This is a genomic window from Cellulomonas sp. JZ18, assembly GCF_009720485.1.
GTDB lineage: Bacteria > Actinomycetota > Actinomycetes > Actinomycetales > Cellulomonadaceae > Cellulomonas.
The window spans coordinates 3,890,131-3,908,487 of sequence record NZ_CP045245.1 but is presented as its reverse complement, the minus strand read 5'-3'; the positions used below and the strand labels follow the sequence as shown (position 1 = coordinate 3,908,487).

Sequence of the window (18,357 nt, the reverse complement as noted above, 5' to 3'; positions counted from 1 at the left end):
AGCCCCGGCGTGGCCGCGGGCGAATCTGGACCCCCGTCCAGCGGTGCAGGTCACGCTGGTCCGACCCGCGGGGGGTGCCGCACGTCGAACACCTGGCGCAGCGCGCGCCGCGCGGCGTACCACCCACCGAGCCCGTGCACGCCCGGCCCGGGGGGCGTCGACGCCGAGCACAGGTACACGCCCTCCGCCATGCGGTAGGGGTCGAGCGAGGCGGTCGGCCGCGCCACGACCTGCACGAGGTCGAGCGCGCCGGCGGAGATGTCGCCGCCCACGTAGTTCTCGTCGTGCTCCACCATGCGCGCCGCCGGGATGCAGCGCGACGCGACGACGAGGTCGCGGAACCCCGGCGCGAACCGCTCGACCTGCGCCGTGACGGCCTCGGTGACGTCGACGTCCGAGCCCGCCGGCACGTGTGCGTACGTCCACAGCGGTCGCAGGCCGCCGACCTCCCGGCCGGGGTCGACGACGGCCGGGTCGCTGAGCAGCACCGTAGGACGCGGCGCGTGCCGGCCGGCCGCCACGTGCGCCTCGGCCTCGGCGACCTGCTGCTGCGAGCCGCCCAGGTGCACCGTGCCGGCGCGCCCGACCTCCGGGTGCGCCCACGGCACGGGCCCGGACAGCACGAAGTCGACCTTGGCCGCGCCGTCGCCGAACCGGAACCGCTCGAGGGCCCGCCGCGTGCGTGCCGGCAGGCGGTCGCCGAGCACCCGGACGAGGGTGTGCGGCGCGGTGTCGAACAGCACGCAGCGCGCGTGCGGCAGGTCGCCCGCGGACGTGACGCGGTGGTCCGGGCGGACGGTCCCGCCGTGCGCCTCGAGGTCGGCGCGCAGCGCCCCGACGATCGCCTGCGACCCGCCGCGCGGCAGCGGCCACCCGCTGCCCGCGTGCGCGAGCGCGGCGAGCAGCAGGCCGGCACCGGCCGCCGGCAGCGCCGGCAGCGGGTGGATGGCGTGGGACATGACGCCGGCGAGGAGGGCGGGCGCGACGTGCCCGCGGAACCGGCGGTTCCACAGGGGTGTGCCCTGCTCGACCAGGCCGAGCGCGTACCGCAGGGCCGTCGGCACCCCGCCGGGCAGCAGGTGCGGCGGGATGCTGCGCTTGTCGCCCAGCGCGAGGCCGACGAGCACGTCGGGCCGCGCGGCGAGCGGCCCCAGCAGCGACCGCCACGCCGGGCCGTCCGGCCCCAGCGCCTCGACCGTGCGCGCGAGGTCGCGGTACGCGATGCCCGCCTCGCCGTCGTCCAGCGGCTGCGCGTAGGACACCTCGGGGGTGATCAGGTCGACGCCGCGTGCGCCGAGGTCGAACTCCTGCAGGAACGGCGAGGCCCACGCCATGGGGTGCACAGCCGAGCAGATGTCGTGCACCAGGCCGTCCGCCAGCCCGAGGTCGAGCGTGCGGGACCCGCCCCCGACGGTCGGCTGCGCCTCGAGGACGACGACCTCGAGCCCCGCGCGTGCGCACGTCACCGCCGCGGCGAGGCCGTTGGGGCCGGAGCCGACCACGACGACGTCGGTGGGCACGAGGGCTCCTTCCTGGGCCGGCGGCACGCCGGGCGGCGCGTGGACGTCCCGGCCAGCGTAGGCCGGGGTGGACGCGTCCGGCGCGGGAGCGGTGTCGGTGGGGCGGCGTAGCGTCCCGCCGTGGGCGGCGCCGGGGCCGTCCAGGGGTGAGGGCACGGGTGAGGGCACGTGTGCGGACACGCGCGGACACGGACGCGGACGGGGGTGCGCGGTGCGGATCGGTTTCGTGGCGAGCTTCGGGACGGCGCAGCAGGTCGTCGAGATGGCGGAGGTGGCCGAGCAGCACGGGTGGGACGGCTGGTTCACGTGGGACGGCGTCGACATCGCCGGCATGCCGTCCTGGGACCCGTGGGCGCTCATGGCCGCCGCCGCGGTGCGCACAGGCCGCATCACGCTGGGTGCGATGGTCCTCGCGCTGCCCCGGCGCCGGCCGTGGGTCGTGGCGAAGCAGGCGGTGACGGTGGACCACCTGTCCGGCGGGCGGCTCGTGCTGCCGGTGGGGCTGGGCGTCGCGGAGGACGGCGCGGTCGCCGCGGTGCCGGCCGAGCGCCGCACGCTGCGCGAGCGCGCCGAGCTGCTCGACGACGACCTCGCGGTGCTCGCGCAGGCGTTCGCCGGCGGTCCCGTGCACCACGAGGGCACGCACCTGCACGTGGACGGCATGCGGTTCGACCCGCGTCCGCTGCCGCGTGCCGACGGGCGCACGCACGTGCCCGTGTGGCCGGTGGCGGCGTTCCCGAGCGAGCGCTCGATGGGCCGCGCCGTCCGCTGGGACGGCGTGGTCCCGCAGCTGCGCGGTGCCCCGCCGGAGCAGGAGATGACCGCGGCCGACGTCGAGGCCGTCGTCGGGTGGGTCCGGGCGCACCGCGCACCCGACGCGGGGCCGTTCGACGTGGTCGTCCAGGGCGTGCTGCCCGACGACCCCGTCGCCGCGCGGGACCGCGTGCAGGAGCTCGCCGGGGCCGGTGCGACGTGGTTCGTCGACTCGCGGTGGGACCCGGCGACGGCGACGCCGGACGCGCTGCTGGCGCGCCTGCGGCAGGGCCCGCCGTCCTCGTGACCGGCGTGCGCACCGCGGCCGGCCGACGGCCGCGGTCCCGGCCCGGGTCAGCCCGGGGCGTCCGCCGTGCGGGCCGCGGGCCGCGTCATCGGGTAGATGAACGGCCCGTCCGGGGCGAGGGCGACCGGCTCGTGCACGTCGGTGTACCCGCGGTGGTGGTAGTACCCGACGTTGTCGGGGTTGGTCGTCTCGAGGTAGGACGGCACGGCGGCGCGGTCGACCTCGTCGAGGAACCGGCGCAGCAGGAGCGACCCGCGCCCCGCGCGCTGCAGGTCGGGCCGGACGCCGAAGGCCTCGACGTACCAGCAGTCGGCGGGGACGCCCTGGGAGGTGAGCTCCCCGAACCGGATGATGCCGCCGCTGTGCTCGCGCGTGAACAGCGCGATGCGGGCGAGCCGTCCGGCCTGGCGCAGCCAGCGCCGCAGGGACATGGGGTACGCGGCGGGCGGGTAGAGCGCGAGCACGCCGGTGACCTCGGTACCGAGCTTCGTCACGAGCACGCGCCCGTACCGCATGCCGTCGGCGAGGGTCATCCGGTACACCTCGCGCAGCTCGCGCTCGCGCCGGGACGCCACCGGGAACAGGTGCGTGTAGCCGGGGTCGTCGGCGAGGGCCGCGGCCAGGACGGCCGCCGCCGCCGTCCGGTCACCGGGCTGGAGCAGCTCGACGACGTCCGGCGGTGGCTCTCGACGTGCCGGGCCTCCCGGCGTCCCCCCTGCGTCCATGAGCGCATCGTCACCTGGACTCGCGTCCAGGTGCAACCGAAGGGGCGAAGTCACTTCCGCGCGCGTGAGGAGGTGCGGTGAAGATCACCCCGACCTCCCACGACGTCGGGGATCCCGGTGCCAGGCTCTGTCGGGCCCGTGCGCACCGGCCGACGACGGCGGTGGGACCGCGAGCCCCTCGGTGGCCCCGCCCCGCCCGCCCACCCGCGGGCGCGAGCGGGCGTGCGCCGGCAGGACGAGGAGGTAGGACGTGACGGCTGCCAGGACGACCCGGGCGGGTCTGCGACGCACGGCGGGTCTGCGACGCACGGCGTGGGCCCTCGCGTGCGCGGTGGTCGCGACGTCCGCCGCGACGGCGTGCACGCCGGACCGGCCCGACCCGCGGCCCGCCGCGGCGGCGCTGGCCGTCGGGCTCGAGACCGGCGACTTCGGCGACGTGCCCTTCGACGCGTCGGCGCCCTCCGCCGAGCAGGTCGCCGCCCGGCGCACCGAGGTCGTCGCAGGGCTGGGCGAGGCCGCCGCGGCGACCGTCGAGGTCGGGGAGGTCGTGCTCGCCGACGACGAGGAGAGCGCCACCGCACCGCTCGAGGTCACGTGGGACCTGCCCACGACCGACGAGGACTGGACGTGGACGGCGCAGGCGCGGCTGTCCCGCGACGACGAGGACGCCTGGCGCGTGGCGTGGTCGTCCGCGCTGCTGGCGCCGGACCTCACCGACACCGAGGTGCTGCAGGTCGAGCGCACGGCCGCCCCGCGTGGTGACGTGATCGGCGCGGGCGACGCGGTGCTGGTCCAGCCGCGCGACGTCGAGCGGTTCGGCATCGACAAGACCCGGCTGCCCGTCGAGCAGCTCGACGCCGCGGCGCGCGCCCTGGCCGCGGCCCTGCAGATCGACCCGGAGGGGTACGCCCAGCGCGTCGCGGCCGCCGGCGAGAAGGCGTTCGTGGAGGCCATCACCCTGCGCGTCGAGGAAACGTCGGTCGACAAGGAGGCGCTGCGGGCGCTGCCCGGCGTCGTCGCCGTGCCGGACCGCCTGCCGCTCGCACCGACGCGCTCGTTCGCCCGCCCGATCCTCGGCACCGTGGGCCAGGCCACCGCGGAGATCGTCGAGGCGTCCGAGGGTGCCGTCGTCGCGGGCGACCTGACCGGGCTCTCGGGGCTGCAGCGTCAGTACGACGCCCACCTGCGGGGGACGCCGGGCGTCGTCGTGCGTGCCGTGCCCGCCGCGGAGGCGGAGGGCGCCGCCGTGCGCGAGCTGTTCCGCACCGAGCCGGTGCCGGGCACGCCGCTGCGCCTCACGCTCGACCTCACGCTGCAGGAGCGCGCCGAGTCCGTGCTCGCCTCCGTGGCGCCCGCCTCGGCGATCGTGGCGATCCGGCCCTCCACCGGGGACGTGCTGGCGGCCGCGAGCGGCGCCGGCGGCGAGGGCGTGTCCACCGCGACGCTGGGGCAGTACGCGCCCGGGTCGACGTTCAAGGTGGTCAGCGCGCTCGCGTACCTGCGCGGCGGCCTCACGCCCACGTCCGGCGTCTCGTGCCCGCCGACGATCGACGTCGATGGGCGCACGTTCCGCAACTTCCCGGGCTACCCGGCCTCCGCGCAGGGCGACGTGCCGTTCCGCACCGCGTTCGCGCACTCGTGCAACACCGCGTTCATCGGCGCGCGCGACCTGGCCGACCAGGGCGCGCTGGGCGACGCCGCGCGCGCGCTCGGCCTCGACCCCGCGGCGGACCTCGGGTTCCCGGCCTTCCTGGGCGCGGTGCCGGACGAGGCGTCGGGCACGGGGCACGCGGCCTCCGTCATCGGCCAGGGGCAGGTGCTCGCCTCCCCGCTCGGCATGGCCACGGTCGCGGCGTCGGTGGCCGCGGGTCACGGTGTGGTCCCGCGGCTCGTCGTCGACCCCGTGCCGGGCGACGACGCGGCCGCCGGCGACGACGAGGGCGCGGACGCGGGCGACGACGCGTCCGCCACGAGCGCCCCCGCCGGCCCGGCGACGCCGCTCACGGCGGACGAGGCGGCCGCGCTGCGCGACATGATGCGGGCGGTCGTCACCGAGGGCGGTGCCACGCTCCTCGCGGACGTGCCGGGCGAGCCGGTCCTCGCCAAGACGGGCACCGCGCAGTTCGGCACCGACGCCGACCTGCGCAACCACGCGTGGATGATCGCCGTGCAGGGCGACCTCGCCGTCGCGGTGTTCGTGGCCGAGGGGGACTACGGTTCGACGACGGCGGGTCCGCTGCTGCGGTCCTTCCTGGCCGGCTGAGCACCGGCCCGCGACCCGACCCGCGGCGCGGCGTCGACGCGGACCCCGCCACGTCCGCACAGCGAGGGAGGACCCATGACGGCAGCGCACGTGCCCGGCGGGGCGGGGTGGATGCGACCCCTGCCCGGCACCGGGCTCACCGTGAGCGCGGTGGCGCTCGGCGGTGGTCCGCTGGGGAGCATGCCGGAGCTGTTCGGCGTGGACGTCTCGCCCGAGCGCGGCATCGACACCGTGCGCGCGGCGCTGCACAGCGACATCCGGTTCATCGACACCTCGAACGGGTACTCGGGCGGGGAGAGCGAGCGGCGCATCGGCGCGGCGCTGACCGCCGCGGGCGGCGTGCCCGCGGACGTCGTGGTCGCGACGAAGGTGGACCCCGAGGGCTCCGACTACTCGGGCGAGCGCGTGCGCCGCTCGGTCGAGGAGTCGCGGGCGCGCCTGGGCATGGACCACCTGCCCCTCGTGCACCTGCACGACCCGGAGTTCCACGAGTTCGACGACCTCACGGCGCCCGGCGGCGCGGTCGAGGCGCTCGTCGAGCTGCGCGAGTCCGGCGCGGTCGGGACGATCGGGCTCGCGGGCGGCCGCGTGCAGGAGATCGCCCGGTACCTCGCGCTCGGCGTGTTCGACGTGCTGCTCGTGCACAACCGCTGGACGCTGCTCGACCGCAGCGCGGGCCCGCTGCTCGAGGAGGCGCAGGCGCGGGGCATGGGGATCCTCAACGCCGCCGTGTACGGCGGCGGCATCCTCGCGCACCAGGGACCGGACGGCCCCACGACCTACGGGTACCGGCCGGCGCCCGAGCCCGTGCTCGCCGCGGCCGACGCGATGCGGCGCGTGTGCGCGGAGCACGGCACGGACATCGGCACGGCGGCGCTGCAGTTCTCCCTGCGGGACGAGCGCTTCGCGTCGACGATCGTCGGGATGTCACGCCCGGAGCGCGTGGCGCAGACGCTGGCCGCGGCCGCCGCGCCGCTCCCGGACGCGCTGTTCGAGGAGCTGGAGACCCTCCTCCCGCCGTCCGCGACGTGGCTCGACGCCCCGTTCGAGAGCTGAGCCGGGCGGAGGCGCCTCGGGTGCCCCGGGCATCGATTAGCGTGTGTGGTGCCCGGGTCCGACCCGCACGGGCACCGAGCCAGGACGGAGCCGCATGACGGACGAGGCCAGTGCGACGCCGCACGCCCCCGGCTCCCCGGCCTCCGTGCCCCTCGACGTCTCCGTGCCCCTCGACCTCGACGCGTGCGCAGCGGAGCCGATCCGCATCCCCGGGTCGGTGCAGCCGCACGGCGTGCTGCTGGCCGTCACGGAGCCGGGGCTCGAGGTGCGGCACGTGTCGCGCAACGTCGAGCAGCTCGTGGGACGCGCTCCCGAGGACGTGGTCGGTGCCGACCTGGGGTCGGTCCTGGGCGCCGACGCGGTGGACGCGGTGCGTCAGCACGTGCGCACGTTCGGCGACCTGCGTGCGCGCAACCCCGTGGGTGTGGACGTGCTCGGCGTCGAGGGGCCCGTGCGGATGGACGCGGTGCTGCACCGCGTGGCGGTCGGCGACGGGACGCTGCTCGTCGTGGAGCTCGAGCCCGCGTACGGGCCGCGCCCGTTCTCGTTCCCGAACACGTACCAGGCGGTGCGCGGCGCGATCGAGGAGCTCAACCGCGCGCGCACGCTCGAGGAGCTGTACGACGTCGCGGCCCGCGAGGTCCGGGCCCTGACGGGGTTCGACCGCGTGATGGTCTACCGGTTCGACCCCGAGTACAACGGCGAGGTCGTCGCCGAGGCCAAGCGGGACGACCTCAACTCGTTCCTCGGGCTGCACTACCCCGCCTCGGACATCCCCCCGCAGGCCCGCCAGCTGTACGAGACCAACTGGGTGCGGCTGATCGCGGACGTCGGGTACACGCCGTCGCCGGTCGAGCCGCCGTTCGACCCCGCGACCGGCGAGCCGCTGGACATGACGCACGCCGTGCTGCGCAGCGTCTCCCCGGTGCACGTCGAGTACCTGGGGAACATGGGCGTGCAGGCGTCGATGTCGATCTCGCTGCTGCGGGACGGCAGGCTCTGGGGCCTCGTCGCGTGCCACCACTACAGCGGCCCGCTCATGCCGTCCTACGGCGCCCGGGCCGCCGCCGAGTTCCTGGGGTCGACGCTGTCCCTGCGGCTGGTCGCGCGGGCCGAGGAGCGCGAGCTGGAGACCGAGCTCGCGGCGCAGTCGGTGGTCGCGCGCATCCTGCACACCGCGCGCGACGCCGACCGTGCGCTCGCGGACGCCCTCGTCGCCGACCCGGGCGTGCTCGCGCTCGTGCCGGCACGGGGGGCCGTGGTGCGTGCCGACGGCCTCGTGACGACGGCCGGGGAGGTGCCGGCGGACGTGGGGCCGCTGCTCGACTGGGCGGCACGCCGTCCGGACCCGGTCACCGCCGTGACGGCGCTGGCGGACGAGGAGCCTGCGCTCGCGGCGACCCTGCCCGGGGTCGCCGGCGTGCTGGCCGTGCACCTGCCCGACGACCAGTGCGTCGTCTGGCTCCGGCACGAGGTCGTCCGCGACGTGTACTGGGGCGGCGACCCGCACAACGCGAAGATCGCCCGTGAGGAGGACGGCAGGGTCCGGCTCAGCCCGCGGCTGTCCTTCGAGCGGTGGCGCGAGGTGGTGCGCGGGCGCAGCGAGCCGTGGGCGGACGCGCACGTGCGTGCCGTGGCGGACCTGCGGACCCGCCTGCTGGAGGTGCTGCTGCTGCGCAACCGGTGGCAGATGGCGGCGGCGCGCACGCTGCAGCAGTCCCTCCTGCCGCAGCGCCTGCCGCGGCCGCCGGGCTGGACGCTGCACGCGCGGTACGAGCCGTCCGCGGGCGGCCGCGTGGGCGGCGACTGGTACGACGCGCTCGAGCTGCCCGACGGTCGCATCGCCGTGGTCGTCGGCGACGTGGCCGGCCACGGCGTGGGCGCGGCGGCGGCGATGGGCCAGCTGCGCAACGCCCTGCGCGCGTACGTGCTGCGCGGGCAGGAGGTGCCCGAGGCGCTCGCGGACCTGGACGCGCTGGCCCGCCGCACGATGCCGGACGACCTCGCGACCCTGGTCGTCGCGGTCGTGGACCCGGCGACGGGGGAGGCGGTCGTGGCGGGTGCCGGGCACCCGCAGCCGCTGCTCGTGGACGGCTTGGGCCGTGCCGCGCTCGCGGAGGTCGCGGTCGACCGGCCGGTGGGCGTGGGCTCCGGGGCGCCGCGCGCGACGCGCGTGCAGGTGGACGCCGGCGGCGCCCTCGTGCTCTACAGCGACGGGCTGGTGGACTCGCGCTCGACCTCGCTGTCGGCCGGCATCGAGCGGCTCGTCGGCGCGTTCGACGCCGGTCGCAGCGGCGGACCGGTCGACATCGACGACGTGGTGGCGGCGTGCCGCGACGACGACTCGACGGACGACCTCACCCTGCTCGTGCTGGCGCGCGAGCCGGAGCCGGCGCACGCCCCGGCGGTCGTGGCGGGCGCCGCGTGAGCCGGGACGCGCCCGGCGTGCGGGCGGCGCTCGCGCGGGCCTTCTGGCGGCTGAGCCGCTGGCGCCTGCGGACGGAGCGCGTCCCGCGGGACGGGGCCGGTGTGCTGATCGGCGCCCCGCACACGTCCAACTGGGACTTCGTGCTGATGCTCGCGATCGCGTGGGAGGCCGGCCTGACGATCCGCTGGCTGGGCAAGCACACGCTGTTCGCCGGTCCCGCCGGTCCGCTCATGCGTGCCCTCGGCGGCATCCCCGTGGACCGGCGCGACCCCGCGGGCCTGGTGGACGAGGTGGTGGGCCGCATCCGTGCGGGTGAGCGGTTCTACCTCGTGGTGACGCCCGAGGGCACGCGGTCGGGTGCGGGCTGGAAGTCCGGCTTCTACCGCATCGCCCGCGCGACGGACCTGCCGGTGACGCTCGGCTACGTCGACCGCACGACGATGACGACGGGCCTCGGCCCCACGCTGCGGCTCACCGGTGACGTCCGTGCCGACATGGACGTCATCCGCGCGTTCTACGCGGACAAGGCGGGGGTGGTGCCGTCGCGTCGCACCGAGCCGCGGCTGCGGGACGAGGGCACCGACGACACGGGGCCCGTGGCCCGCTGACCGGCGCGGCGGCGGACCGACCCGGCCACTGCGGGCCGGGCCGGCTCCCGGGTCCGCTACCCGGTCGGCTCCGGATGCGGGTGCCCGCGTCCCGTCCTACGGTCGAGGGGACCGATCGAGGAGGAGGCTGCGATGGGCCTGGACGACAAGATCGAGAACGCCGCCGAGAAGCTCGGGGGAAGGCCAAGGAGGGCGCCGGCAGGGCGACCGACGACGAGCGCCTCGAGCGCGAGGGCCACGCCGACCAGTCGAAGGCGAACCTCAAGCAGGCGGGCGAGAACGTCAAGGACGCCTTCCGCGGCTGACGCGCGCGGACCGACGCGACGCACGCCCCCGCACCGTCCGACGGTGCGGGGGCGTCGTGCTGCCCGGCCGGCGAGGGGTCGCGCGGCGGGCCCGGCCGTTCGGGTGAATTGGGCCTGCGTCCTGGTCAAGTGACCTGAATCACTTCCCCGTTCCATGAGAACGGGCTAATGTCGGACTTGTCAGCGAAACGGCAAACCCTCCGCAAGGAGGGGACGCAAAGCCACGGGACCCACGCGGTCAGCCGGGCTACCGAACGATGAGAGGTCATCATGGACCAGCGTGGATCTGCCGCGGAGCCCTTCGAGGCGCGCAACCTGAACCCGGTCACCCCCGACGCCCGCGTCGCCTCCTGGGCCGCGACCGCCCGCCGCCTCCAGGTCGTGGCGACGCTGCCGGCCCAGCGGGACCGGATGGCAGCCTGAAAGTTGCGACCCTGACGCCGGCCTCGGCCGGCGTCCACGCGGCCCAGGCCGCACACGCGCCGCGCAGGCGCGGACCGGAGGACCGCCGGCCCGCGACCTGCGCGGTGGCGTGTCCGGGGGTGTGCGCCCGGGGCGCGTCGGCGCCGTGTGGTCCCGCCACGCGGTCCCGCCGGGGACGCCGTCAGAGCTCACCCTGCCGTGACAGGTAGCGCATCGCCGCCCACCCCAGCGGGATGCGCAGCCAGAACGTGAGCAGGCGGAACAGCAGGGCGACGGTGGTGGCGACACCGGCGTTGACGCCGGCGATCGTCGTCAGGCCCACGCTCAGCGCGAGGTCGACCGTGCCGAGGCCGCCGGGGGTCGGCACCACCGATCCCGCGGTGTTGCCCGTGAGGTACACGAGCGCGGTCTGCACGAGCCCGACCTCCTGGCCGAGCGCCGCCAGCGCCGCTTCGAACGCGAGCACGTAGCCCATCGTCATGAGCACGTTGCCGCCGACCGCGAGGGCCAGCCGCCACGGCTGCCCCACCACCTCGATGAGCCGCGGCAGCGTCTGGCGCACCGTCGGCCCGACCGTGCGCTGCGCCCACGCGCGCACGCCCGGGAACAGCAGGGCGACGCCCACGGCCGCCGCGACGACCGCGAGGGCGACGAGCATCGCGGGCGAGACCGACAGCGTCGACGGCGAGCTGACGCCCGAGGTGACGGTGAGCACCAGCAGCACGAGCAGCGTGGTGATGAACTGGCTGACCTGCACGAGCGCGACCGTCGCCGCAGCGAGCGAGCCCGAGACGCCGCGCCGGGTCAGCATCCGCAGGTTGAGCGCGGCGGGCCCGATGCCGGCGGGTGCGGCGAGCGCGACGAACGTGGCCGCCGTCTGCACCAGCGTCGCCCGCCACACCGAGAGGCGGACCGGCGAGAACGCGACGAACGTGAGCGCGGCGCCGAGCAGCGTCAGCAGCCCGAGCGCGAAGGCGAGGATGCTGAAGCGCCAGTCGCTCCGGCCCAGCACCTCGCCGATCTCGGCGACGTTGACGGCCCCGAGGACGACGAAGACGGCGACGACCGTGATGAGGATCGTGAAGATCGTGCGCGCGCCGAACCGGACGAGCTGCTCGGGCTGCACGTCGGCCTCGGGCAGCCGGGCGACGAGCGCCGAGCGCAGGTCGGCGAGCACCTCGCGGTGCGCCCGCATCTCCTCGCGCGTGCGGCGCGGGAGCGTCACGGTCTGCAGCAGCGGCCCGATGGCCTCGATGTCCGCCTCGGGCAGGACCGCGGCGGCGGACTCCACGGCGCGGCGGGCGCCGACGCGCAGCGCCAGGAGCGCGACGAGCTGCGTGGTGTCGAGCCGGCGCGCGAGCTCGGACGAGGCGACGTCGCCCTGGCCCCAGGCGTCGAGCCAGACGCGCGGGCCGTCGGGGGTGCGCTCGAGGAGGATCACGTCGGACGTGAGCGCCCGGTGCGCGAGGCCGCCGCGGTGCGCGAGCGCGAGCTGCGCCCAGATCGCGTGCAGCACGTCGTCGTCGACGTCCTCGGGCTCGAGGTCCGACAGCGGCACCGCGTCGCCCGGGCGCTCCTGGACGAGGAACATCGAGTCCTCGGCCTCGGCGATGCGCAGCAGCCGCGGCACCCGCACGCCCGCCGCCTCCGCCGCGTAGGCGAGCAGCGCCGCCCGCTCCGTCGCCTGGCGCAGGGAGATGGCCGACCGGCCCTCGATGCCGCGCAGGCGCAGGCTGCGCCACAGCCGCGTCAGCATGCCGACGACCTGCCGGTCGCCGTCGAAGGCGAGCAGGTCCAGACGCCGGCCGTCGTCCGTGACGAGCGTGTACAGGCGGTCGCCGGAGGAGCGGGCGAGCGCGCACTGGGCCGGGGTCGCCGGGGGCAGGGCGGCCACGGCCTCGACGACCGCGGGGTCGCGCTCGGCCTGCAGCACCGCGTCGGGCACGCGCAGGACGGCCGTGGGGGAGAAGCCGGCGCGGCGGACCGCGCCGACGAGCGCGGGACCGTACGCGCGCTCGGGCGTGACGCCGAACGCGTACCGCATGGTCAGTCCCGCGACCCGCCCGACCAGCAGCGCGAGCGCGACGCCGGGCAGCGAGACGCCCGCCGTGATGAGGACGACGCCGATCGTGACCCAGAGCAGGTTCCACGACCACGCCACGCTGCGCCGGCGGCTGCGCGGGCCGCTCACCGTGAGCAGCGCGGCGAGCATCGCGACGTACCCGGGCAGCGTGAGCTGCCACTCCCCGGAGAGCCGCACCGACAGGCCCGCGACCACGTGGTCCGAGCCGAAGGTCACGAACGCCCAGTGCAGCGCGGCCGTGACGGCGATCGCGGACGCGGCGGCGGCGAGCCCCTCGATGAGCTGGCGTCCGAGCCGGCGCACCGCGAGCTCGGTGAGCACCGCGATCGGCACGAGGACGGTGGTGACCCCCTCGAGGAACGACACCGGCACGAACAGGATGCGCCGCAGGAGGGTGGCGAAGCCCTGGACGTCCTCGGCGACGCCCGTCGTGGTGTTCTGCGCGTACGTCGCCATGACCACGACGAGCACCGCGAGCACCGAGAAGAGCACGACGCCCAGCAGGTCGCTGGGGTGGTGCACCCGGGCCGCCGGCACGTCGACGACGTCGACCGGCGGACGGACGGCCCGGACCTCGCCCGTGGCCGGGGTCGTCCCGCCGTGACCCGGGCCGCCACCGGGCGCAGCCGTGCCCCCGGCGGGCGCGTCGTGCTGCGTGCCGGGCCCGGGGTCCTGCGGGGAGCCGACGGCGCCGTACGGCGCGGACGTCGGCGGTCGGGACATGCTGGCGAGTCTAGAGAGGGGCCGCCGCGGGCATCGTCCGCCTCGCGGTGCATCTGCGACCGGGGCGCCTCCACCCACGGAGTCAACAGATGTTGACTTCCGTCGTCCTGCACGTCAACATGTGTTGACGATCGACCGAGGAGCGGGACGTGACCGAGGAGGAGACCGACATGGCGGCTCTCGTGCGTGGCGCCGAGGACGACGACCCGCTGGGTGCGCTGCTGGCGCTCTCGCGCCTGCGCCGGGAGGTCGAGCGCCGGGAGGCGGTCGCCGTGCGCCGGGCGCGGACGGCCGGCGTGCCGTGGGTCGCCATCGCGGCGATGCTCGGCGTGAGCAAGCAGGCCGTGCACCGCAAGTACGGCGGGCGGTTCGGCCGCGCCTGACCGCCGGTCGCGGCGTCCGGCACGCGGGTGGCGGAGCTCGTGCCTGCCGGGTGGCTCGCGCCGGACGCGGGGCTCCCGCCGACGCGTCGCTCTCGCGGAGCGCGGGGCTCTCGCCGGGTGCGACGCGCGGGGCGGCGCTAGCGTGCCGGGCAGGGGAGCCGTCGCGGCGGACGCCGGTCCGCCCGGCCCTCGCGGGAGGCCGCCATGGTCGACGACGTCGGTGCGGTGACGCGCACGCTGCGCAGCCTGTGGTGGCTGCCCGTCCTGCGCGGGGTGGTGCTGCTCGTCCTCGGTCTGCTGCTCATGGCGCAGCCCGAGCCGACGCTCGCGGCGATCGTGTGGCTGTTCGGCGTGTTCGCCGTCGTCGACGGCGTGGTGGCGGTCGTCCAGGGGCTGGCCAACCGGGGCGTGCCGGGCTGGGCGTGGTGGCTCGCGCAAGGGCTGGCGGGCGTCGCACTCGGGGCCGTCGTCATCGTCTGGCCCGGGCCCACGGTGCGGGTGCTGTTCTTCCTGCTCGCCGCGTGGCTGCTGCTGCTCGGGGTCATCTGGATCATCGGCGCCGCGACCCTCTCGCGCACGCGCGACCCCGGCTGGTTCTGGATGCTCGCGTCCGGGCTGGTGAGCACGCTGTTCGCGCTGCTGCTCGTCGCGCGCCCGCAGGACACGATCGGCGTGTTCGCGGTGCTGCTCGGGCTGTTCGCGTTCGTCGCGGGGGCGCTCGCGGTGGTCGGCGGGTTCGCGGTCCGGGCGGCCGTCCGGGACCTCGGCCGTGCGTCGGCCCGCTGAGGCTCAGCGGACGCCGAGCGACTCCAGCCACGCGTCCGGCAGCAGGGCGTAGCCGACGAACGCGACGACGTCGAGCGCGGTGTGCGCCACCACGAGCGGCATGACGCGCCGTCGTCGGCGGTAGTACTCGGCGAAGACGAGGCCCATCACGACGTTCCCGACGAACGGCCCCCACCCCTGGTACAGGTGGTACGAGCCGCGCAGCAGCGCGCTCGCCACGACGACCGCCGGCGCGCCCCACCGCAGGTCGCGCAGCCGCTCCATGAGGTAGCCGACCGCGACGACCTCCTCCAGCAGCGCGTTCTGCAGCGCGGCCAGCACGAGCACGGGCACGGTCCACCAGGCCGCGTTGAGCGCCGCCGCCTGCACCTCGACCGTGATCCCGAGCGCGCGTCCCGCGACGTACAGGCCGAGCCCCGGGATCCCGATCACGGCGGCGAGGCCCAGGCCCACCCCGAGGTCCCGGCCGGGCCGGCTGCCGTCGAGGCCGATCCGGCGCACGGCGGAGCGGCCGTGCGCCGAGAGCAGGTACAGCGCGAGCGCGACGGGCAGCAGCGCGAACCCGATGGACAGCAGCTGGTAGGTGAGGTCGAGGTACGGGCGCGGCGAGCGGCTGGGGTTGAGCGTCGTCGTCTGCTCGGCCAGCGGGGTGCCCTCGGTCATCCGCGCCACGATGTCGACCACGGCGTAGACGGCCGACCGGCCGAGCGAGAGGCCGAGGACGATCCAGATCTCCGTCCCGAGCCGGCGCCGGACGGCGCGCTCGCCGGGCGCGGGTGCGCCTGCGGGACGTCCGGCGGGCCGGCGGGGTCGGGCGGGGTGCCGCGGCTGCGGCGTCGCGACGGGTGCCGCCTCGTCCTGCCCGCCCGGCTCCACCTGCCCGCCCGGCTCCACCTGCCCGCCCGGTCCCACCTGCCCGCCGGGCTCCACCTGCGCGCGCTCGTCCACGCCCGCAGGCTACGGCGCCCCGTGACCCGCGACCGCCCGTCCGGGCGGGCCGTGCGCGTGTCCCCGCCGACCGGGCGGCCCGCCCGGGGCTCCCGCCCACCGTCGCCGCTGCTCGAGCGGGAAGGCGACCCCGTGATCGGGCACCGATCCGTGGCCCGGACGCTGCACGATCACGGGTTCGGCGTGGTTCGGGCGGGTGAACGGGTCCGGGGAGGTTGACCGAGCGTGTCCGGGGCAGGCAAAGTGGTTTGCAACGCAAAGTGCTTGGCGACGACGAGGAGTGACTCGATGGGCCGCGACGACGAGGACGACGCACCCCTCGACCCCGCCGAGGGGCTCGCCATCGTGTCCGAGCAGCGCCGGCGGGTGCTGGACAGCGAGGTCGACGACCGCGTCATCTTCGGCACCTGGGGCGTCCTGTGGCTCGTCGGCTACGCCCTGCAGTGGTGGTCGGCCGAGCGGTCGCCCACCGGCACGTCCACCGGTCCCGCGGGCGCCGTCTTCGGGGCCCTCATGGTCCTCGGGCTCGTCGTCACGCTCACGCACATCGCGCGGCGCTCGAGCGGGATGCAGGGAACGAGCCGGGACGTGGGGACGCGGTTCGGGCTCACGTGGTTCGCCGGCTTCATGGCCCAGGCGCTCGTCGTCGCGGGCGTCGTGCGCGCGGGGGCGAGCCCCGAGGTGATCGCGATCGTCGCGAACAGCCTCGCGTGCGTCGTCGTCGGGCTGCTCTACATGGCCTGCGGCGCGATGTGGCAGGTGCGGTCGCTGTACGCGCTGGGCGTGTGGGTCATCGCCACCGCGGGCGTCGCGAGCCTCGTCGGCACCCCGACGGGCTACCTGGTCATGTCGCTCGGCGGCGGCGGGGGCATGCTCGTCGGCGCGGCCGTGACCCACCTGGCCCGGCGGCGCACGTGACCGACGCGGACCTCGACCCCGTCATCCACTCGGCGTCCCGCCTGCGCGTCGTCGCCACCCTCGCCGCGCTGGACCGCGGCGACCGCATCGCCTTCCCGCGGCTGCAGGGCCTGCTCGACATGACCGCGGGCAACCTCTCGACGCACCTGCGCCGGCTCGAGGACGCCGGCTACGTGCAGCAGACCAAGACGCACCAGGGCCGCACGCCGGCCACGTACGTCGAGCTCACCGGCGAGGGCCGGGCGGCCTTCGACCGGTACACCAGGACCCTGACCGAGCTGCTCAAGGGAGCACAGCCATGACCACCACCACCGCCGGCGCACCGCCGGTCGTCGTCGACCACGTGACGCGCCGCTTCGGCGACGTCACCGCGCTGGACGACGTGAGCCTGCGGGTCGAGGCCGGCGAGATCGTCGGCCTGCTCGGCCCCAACGGCGCCGGCAAGACGACCCTCCTGTCGCTGCTGTCGGGCCTGCGCCGCCCGGACGCGGGGACCGTCCGCCTGTTCGGCGGCGACCCCCGCGACCCCGCGGCGCGCACCTGGCTCGGCACGACGCCGCAGGAGACCGGCCTGCCGGAGACCCTCAAGGTCCGCGAGGTCGTCGACTTCGTCGCCGGGCACTACGCGGCGCCCATGCCGCGTGCCGAGGTGCTCGCGCGGTTCGGCCTCGAGGACCTCGCCGACCGGCAGACCGGCGGCCTGTCCGGCGGGCAGCGCCGCCGCCTCGCGGTCGCCCTGTCGCTCGTGGGCCGCCCGCGCCTCGTGCTGCTCGACGAGCCGACCACCGGTCTCGACGTCGAGGCCCGGCACGTGCTGTGGGACGCGCTGCGCGACTACCACCGTGACGGCGCGACGGTCATCGTCACGAGCCACTACCTCGAGGAGATCGAGGCGCTCGCGGAGCGCGTCGTGGTCGTGGGTGGCGGACGCGTGCTCGCGGACGACCGGCTCGAGCGGGTGCTCGACCTCGTCGCCCTCCGACGCGTGTCGCTGACGCTGCCCGACGCCGGTGCACGTGCCGCGCTCGCGGCCCTGCCCGGCGTGCAGGACGTCGTCGACGGCACGCCCGTCGCGACCGGTCACCGCTGGACGCTGCTCGCCGCGGACGCGGACGTCGCGGTCCGCGGCCTCGTCGCCTCCGGCCTGCCGTTCCACGCCCTCGAGGTGCGCGGCGCCTCGCTCGAGGAGGCCTTCCTCGCCCTCACGACGCGCGACCCCGCGCGCGTCGCGACCGCCGACGTCCGCACCCCGGAGGTGTCCCGATGACCGCCACGACCGCCCCGCTGCCGGGCGCGACGCCGCGCGCCGCCCTGCGCCCGGCCTCCGCGCTCGCGCTGCTGCACGCGCGCTACCAGTTCGTCGAGACGGTGCGCGTGCCCATCGCGGTGCTGGGCAACATGCTCTTCCCCGGCCTGGCGCTCCTGTTCTTCGTCATCCCGCAGCGCGCGCTCGCGGACGACCCGGTCGCGGCGACGGCCGCCGTCGGCCAGCTCGCCGTGTTCGCGATCATGTCGGCCTGCCTGTTCACGCACGGCGCGGGCGTCGCCGAGGACCGCGCGCTGCCGTTCGACGGCTTCGTGCGCACGCTGCCCGCACGGCCGGGGCCGCGGCTCGCCGGACGGGTGCTCAACGGCCTGGTGTGGGCGTACCTCGCGCTCGTGCCGCTGGTCGTGCTGGGCGTCGTCCTGACGAGCGCGGCGCTGAGCTGGGCGCAGGCGCTGGGTGCGGTCGTCATGGTCGTCGCGGTCGCGGTGCCGTTCACGCTGCTGGGCCTGGCGATCGGGTACTCGATGTCGACCAAGGCCGCGCTCGCGGTCACGCAGTGCACGCTGTTCCCGCTCGGCTTCGCCGGTGGGCTGTTCCTGCCGCCGCAGATGTTCCCGTCGTGGCTCGACTCGCTGTCGCTGGCGCTGCCGTCGCGGGCCGCGCGGGACCTGGTGGTGCAGGTGACGACGGGCGCCGACGCGCCGGCCCTGGCGGTCCCGGTGCTGCTCGCGTGGACGGTGGCGTTCGCCGCGCTCGCGGTGTGGGCGGTCCGCCGCGACGAGGGTCGTCGCTTCCACTGACCCCACCACCGCCGAGCGCACCACTCCCGGGGCGAGCGCACCAGCGACGTCGGGTGCGCTC

At 76.4% G+C, this 18,357-nt stretch carries 16 protein-coding genes, 1 pseudogene and 1 riboswitch; of the genes and pseudogenes, 13 read left to right on the top strand and 4 right to left on the bottom strand.

Annotation, left to right across the window (positions count from 1 at the left end; translation table 11 throughout):
• Window positions 1-50 precede the first annotated feature (50 nt).
• On the bottom strand, window positions 51-1,520 hold the full coding sequence (locus GC089_RS17660; RefSeq protein ID WP_230684935.1) for an NAD(P)/FAD-dependent oxidoreductase: 1,470 nt from the start codon (window positions 1,518-1,520) through the stop codon (window positions 51-53).
• A 211-nt stretch (window positions 1,521-1,731) separates the two neighbouring features.
• On the opposite strand from GC089_RS17660, the gene GC089_RS17655 reads away from it, so the two are divergent.
• Window positions 1,732-2,580, top strand: a complete 849-nt coding sequence (locus GC089_RS17655) for an LLM class flavin-dependent oxidoreductase (RefSeq protein ID WP_155378726.1) — start codon at window positions 1,732-1,734, stop codon at window positions 2,578-2,580.
• A 47-nt stretch (window positions 2,581-2,627) separates the two neighbouring features.
• On the opposite strand, the gene GC089_RS17650 is transcribed toward GC089_RS17655, so the two are convergent.
• Window positions 2,628-3,305, bottom strand: a complete 678-nt coding sequence (locus tag GC089_RS17650) for a GNAT family N-acetyltransferase (protein WP_155378725.1) — start codon at window positions 3,303-3,305, stop codon at window positions 2,628-2,630.
• A 250-nt stretch (window positions 3,306-3,555) separates the two neighbouring features.
• Between GC089_RS17650 and GC089_RS17645 the strand changes: the two genes are divergently transcribed.
• The 6 genes and pseudogenes from GC089_RS17645 to GC089_RS17620 all read left to right on the top strand — a co-directional run bounded on the left by GC089_RS17645 (window position 3,556) and on the right by GC089_RS17620 (window position 10,388).
• Window positions 3,556-5,568: a penicillin-binding transpeptidase domain-containing protein gene (locus GC089_RS17645; protein WP_230684934.1), complete on the top strand. Its 2,013-nt coding sequence runs from the start codon at window positions 3,556-3,558 to the stop codon at window positions 5,566-5,568.
• A 75-nt stretch (window positions 5,569-5,643) separates the two neighbouring features.
• Complete coding sequence (locus tag GC089_RS17640) at window positions 5,644-6,624, top strand: aldo/keto reductase (RefSeq protein WP_155378724.1); 981 nt, start codon at window positions 5,644-5,646, stop codon at window positions 6,622-6,624.
• 94 nt (window positions 6,625-6,718) lie between these two features.
• On the top strand, window positions 6,719-9,052 hold the full coding sequence (locus tag GC089_RS17635) for a SpoIIE family protein phosphatase (RefSeq protein ID WP_155378723.1): 2,334 nt from the start codon (window positions 6,719-6,721) through the stop codon (window positions 9,050-9,052).
• Window positions 9,049-9,660, top strand: coding sequence for a 1-acyl-sn-glycerol-3-phosphate acyltransferase (locus GC089_RS17630; RefSeq protein ID WP_230684933.1), 612 nt, complete (start codon window positions 9,049-9,051; stop codon window positions 9,658-9,660). The genes GC089_RS17635 and GC089_RS17630 overlap by 4 nt, the downstream gene beginning before the upstream one ends.
• Window positions 9,661-9,792: 132 nt before the next feature.
• Window positions 9,793-9,965, top strand: a pseudogene (locus GC089_RS17625) (CsbD family protein).
• A 180-nt stretch (window positions 9,966-10,145) separates the two neighbouring features.
• A riboswitch (cyclic di-GMP riboswitch) is annotated at window positions 10,146-10,220 on the top strand.
• A 15-nt stretch (window positions 10,221-10,235) separates the two neighbouring features.
• Entirely contained in the window at window positions 10,236-10,388 is a 153-nt protein-coding gene (locus GC089_RS17620) for a hypothetical protein (RefSeq protein WP_155378722.1), read from the top strand.
• 181 nt (window positions 10,389-10,569) lie between these two features.
• Here GC089_RS17620 and GC089_RS17615 read toward each other — a convergent pair whose 3' ends face one another.
• The gene (locus GC089_RS17615; RefSeq protein ID WP_155378721.1) at window positions 10,570-13,194 is read right to left on the bottom strand and encodes a lysylphosphatidylglycerol synthase transmembrane domain-containing protein; all 2,625 of its coding nucleotides are present in this window, start codon (window positions 13,192-13,194) and stop codon (window positions 10,570-10,572) included.
• Window positions 13,195-13,343: 149 nt separating this feature from the next.
• Here GC089_RS17615 and GC089_RS17610 point away from each other — a divergent pair, with 149 nt between their 5' ends.
• Both GC089_RS17610 and GC089_RS17605 read left to right on the top strand, forming a co-directional pair.
• Window positions 13,344-13,577, top strand: coding sequence for a hypothetical protein (locus GC089_RS17610; RefSeq protein ID WP_155378720.1), 234 nt, complete (start codon window positions 13,344-13,346; stop codon window positions 13,575-13,577).
• A gap of 204 nt (window positions 13,578-13,781) precedes the next feature.
• Window positions 13,782-14,363, top strand: coding sequence for an HdeD family acid-resistance protein (locus GC089_RS17605; protein WP_155378719.1), 582 nt, complete (start codon window positions 13,782-13,784; stop codon window positions 14,361-14,363).
• A gap of 3 nt (window positions 14,364-14,366) precedes the next feature.
• Here GC089_RS17605 and GC089_RS17600 read toward each other — a convergent pair whose 3' ends face one another.
• Window positions 14,367-15,095, bottom strand: coding sequence for a CPBP family intramembrane glutamic endopeptidase (locus GC089_RS17600; protein WP_230685285.1), 729 nt, complete (start codon window positions 15,093-15,095; stop codon window positions 14,367-14,369).
• 504 nt (window positions 15,096-15,599) lie between these two features.
• On the opposite strand from GC089_RS17600, the gene GC089_RS17595 reads away from it, so the two are divergent.
• Genes GC089_RS17595 through GC089_RS17580 form a run of 4 tightly spaced genes read left to right on the top strand, consistent with a single transcriptional unit; the run spans window position 15,600 to window position 18,296 of the window.
• Window positions 15,600-16,229, top strand: a complete 630-nt coding sequence (locus GC089_RS17595) for a hypothetical protein (RefSeq protein WP_155378718.1) — start codon at window positions 15,600-15,602, stop codon at window positions 16,227-16,229.
• A complete protein-coding gene (locus GC089_RS17590; protein ID WP_155378717.1) occupies window positions 16,226-16,531 on the top strand; it encodes a transcriptional regulator in 306 nt (101 codons plus the stop codon). The genes GC089_RS17595 and GC089_RS17590 overlap by 4 nt, the downstream gene beginning before the upstream one ends.
• On the top strand, window positions 16,528-17,496 hold the full coding sequence (locus tag GC089_RS17585) for an ABC transporter ATP-binding protein (protein WP_155378716.1): 969 nt from the start codon (window positions 16,528-16,530) through the stop codon (window positions 17,494-17,496). Before GC089_RS17590 ends, GC089_RS17585 begins: the two co-directional genes overlap by 4 nt.
• Window positions 17,493-18,296, top strand: coding sequence for an ABC transporter permease (locus tag GC089_RS17580; protein ID WP_155378715.1), 804 nt, complete (start codon window positions 17,493-17,495; stop codon window positions 18,294-18,296). The genes GC089_RS17585 and GC089_RS17580 overlap by 4 nt, the downstream gene beginning before the upstream one ends.
• Window positions 18,297-18,357 lie beyond the last annotated feature (61 nt).

Excerpts from the sequence above, each read along its gene's own strand:
- GC089_RS17615 (WP_155378721.1), bottom strand. The coding sequence starts at position 13,194 with ATGTCCCGACCGCCGACGTCCGCGCCGTACGGCGCCGTCGGCTCCCCG.
- GC089_RS17605 (WP_155378719.1), top strand. The coding sequence starts at position 13,782 with ATGGTCGACGACGTCGGTGCGGTGACGCGCACGCTGCGCAGCCTGTGG.
- GC089_RS17585 (WP_155378716.1), top strand. The coding sequence starts at position 16,528 with ATGACCACCACCACCGCCGGCGCACCGCCGGTCGTCGTCGACCACGTG.
- GC089_RS17650 (WP_155378725.1), bottom strand. The coding sequence starts at position 3,305 with ATGGACGCAGGGGGGACGCCGGGAGGCCCGGCACGTCGAGAGCCACCG.
- GC089_RS17635 (WP_155378723.1), top strand. The coding sequence starts at position 6,719 with ATGACGGACGAGGCCAGTGCGACGCCGCACGCCCCCGGCTCCCCGGCC.
- GC089_RS17640 (WP_155378724.1), top strand. The coding sequence starts at position 5,644 with ATGACGGCAGCGCACGTGCCCGGCGGGGCGGGGTGGATGCGACCCCTG.
- GC089_RS17580 (WP_155378715.1), top strand. The coding sequence starts at position 17,493 with ATGACCGCCACGACCGCCCCGCTGCCGGGCGCGACGCCGCGCGCCGCC.
- GC089_RS17620 (WP_155378722.1), top strand. The coding sequence starts at position 10,236 with ATGGACCAGCGTGGATCTGCCGCGGAGCCCTTCGAGGCGCGCAACCTG.
- GC089_RS17595 (WP_155378718.1), top strand. The coding sequence starts at position 15,600 with ATGGGCCGCGACGACGAGGACGACGCACCCCTCGACCCCGCCGAGGGG.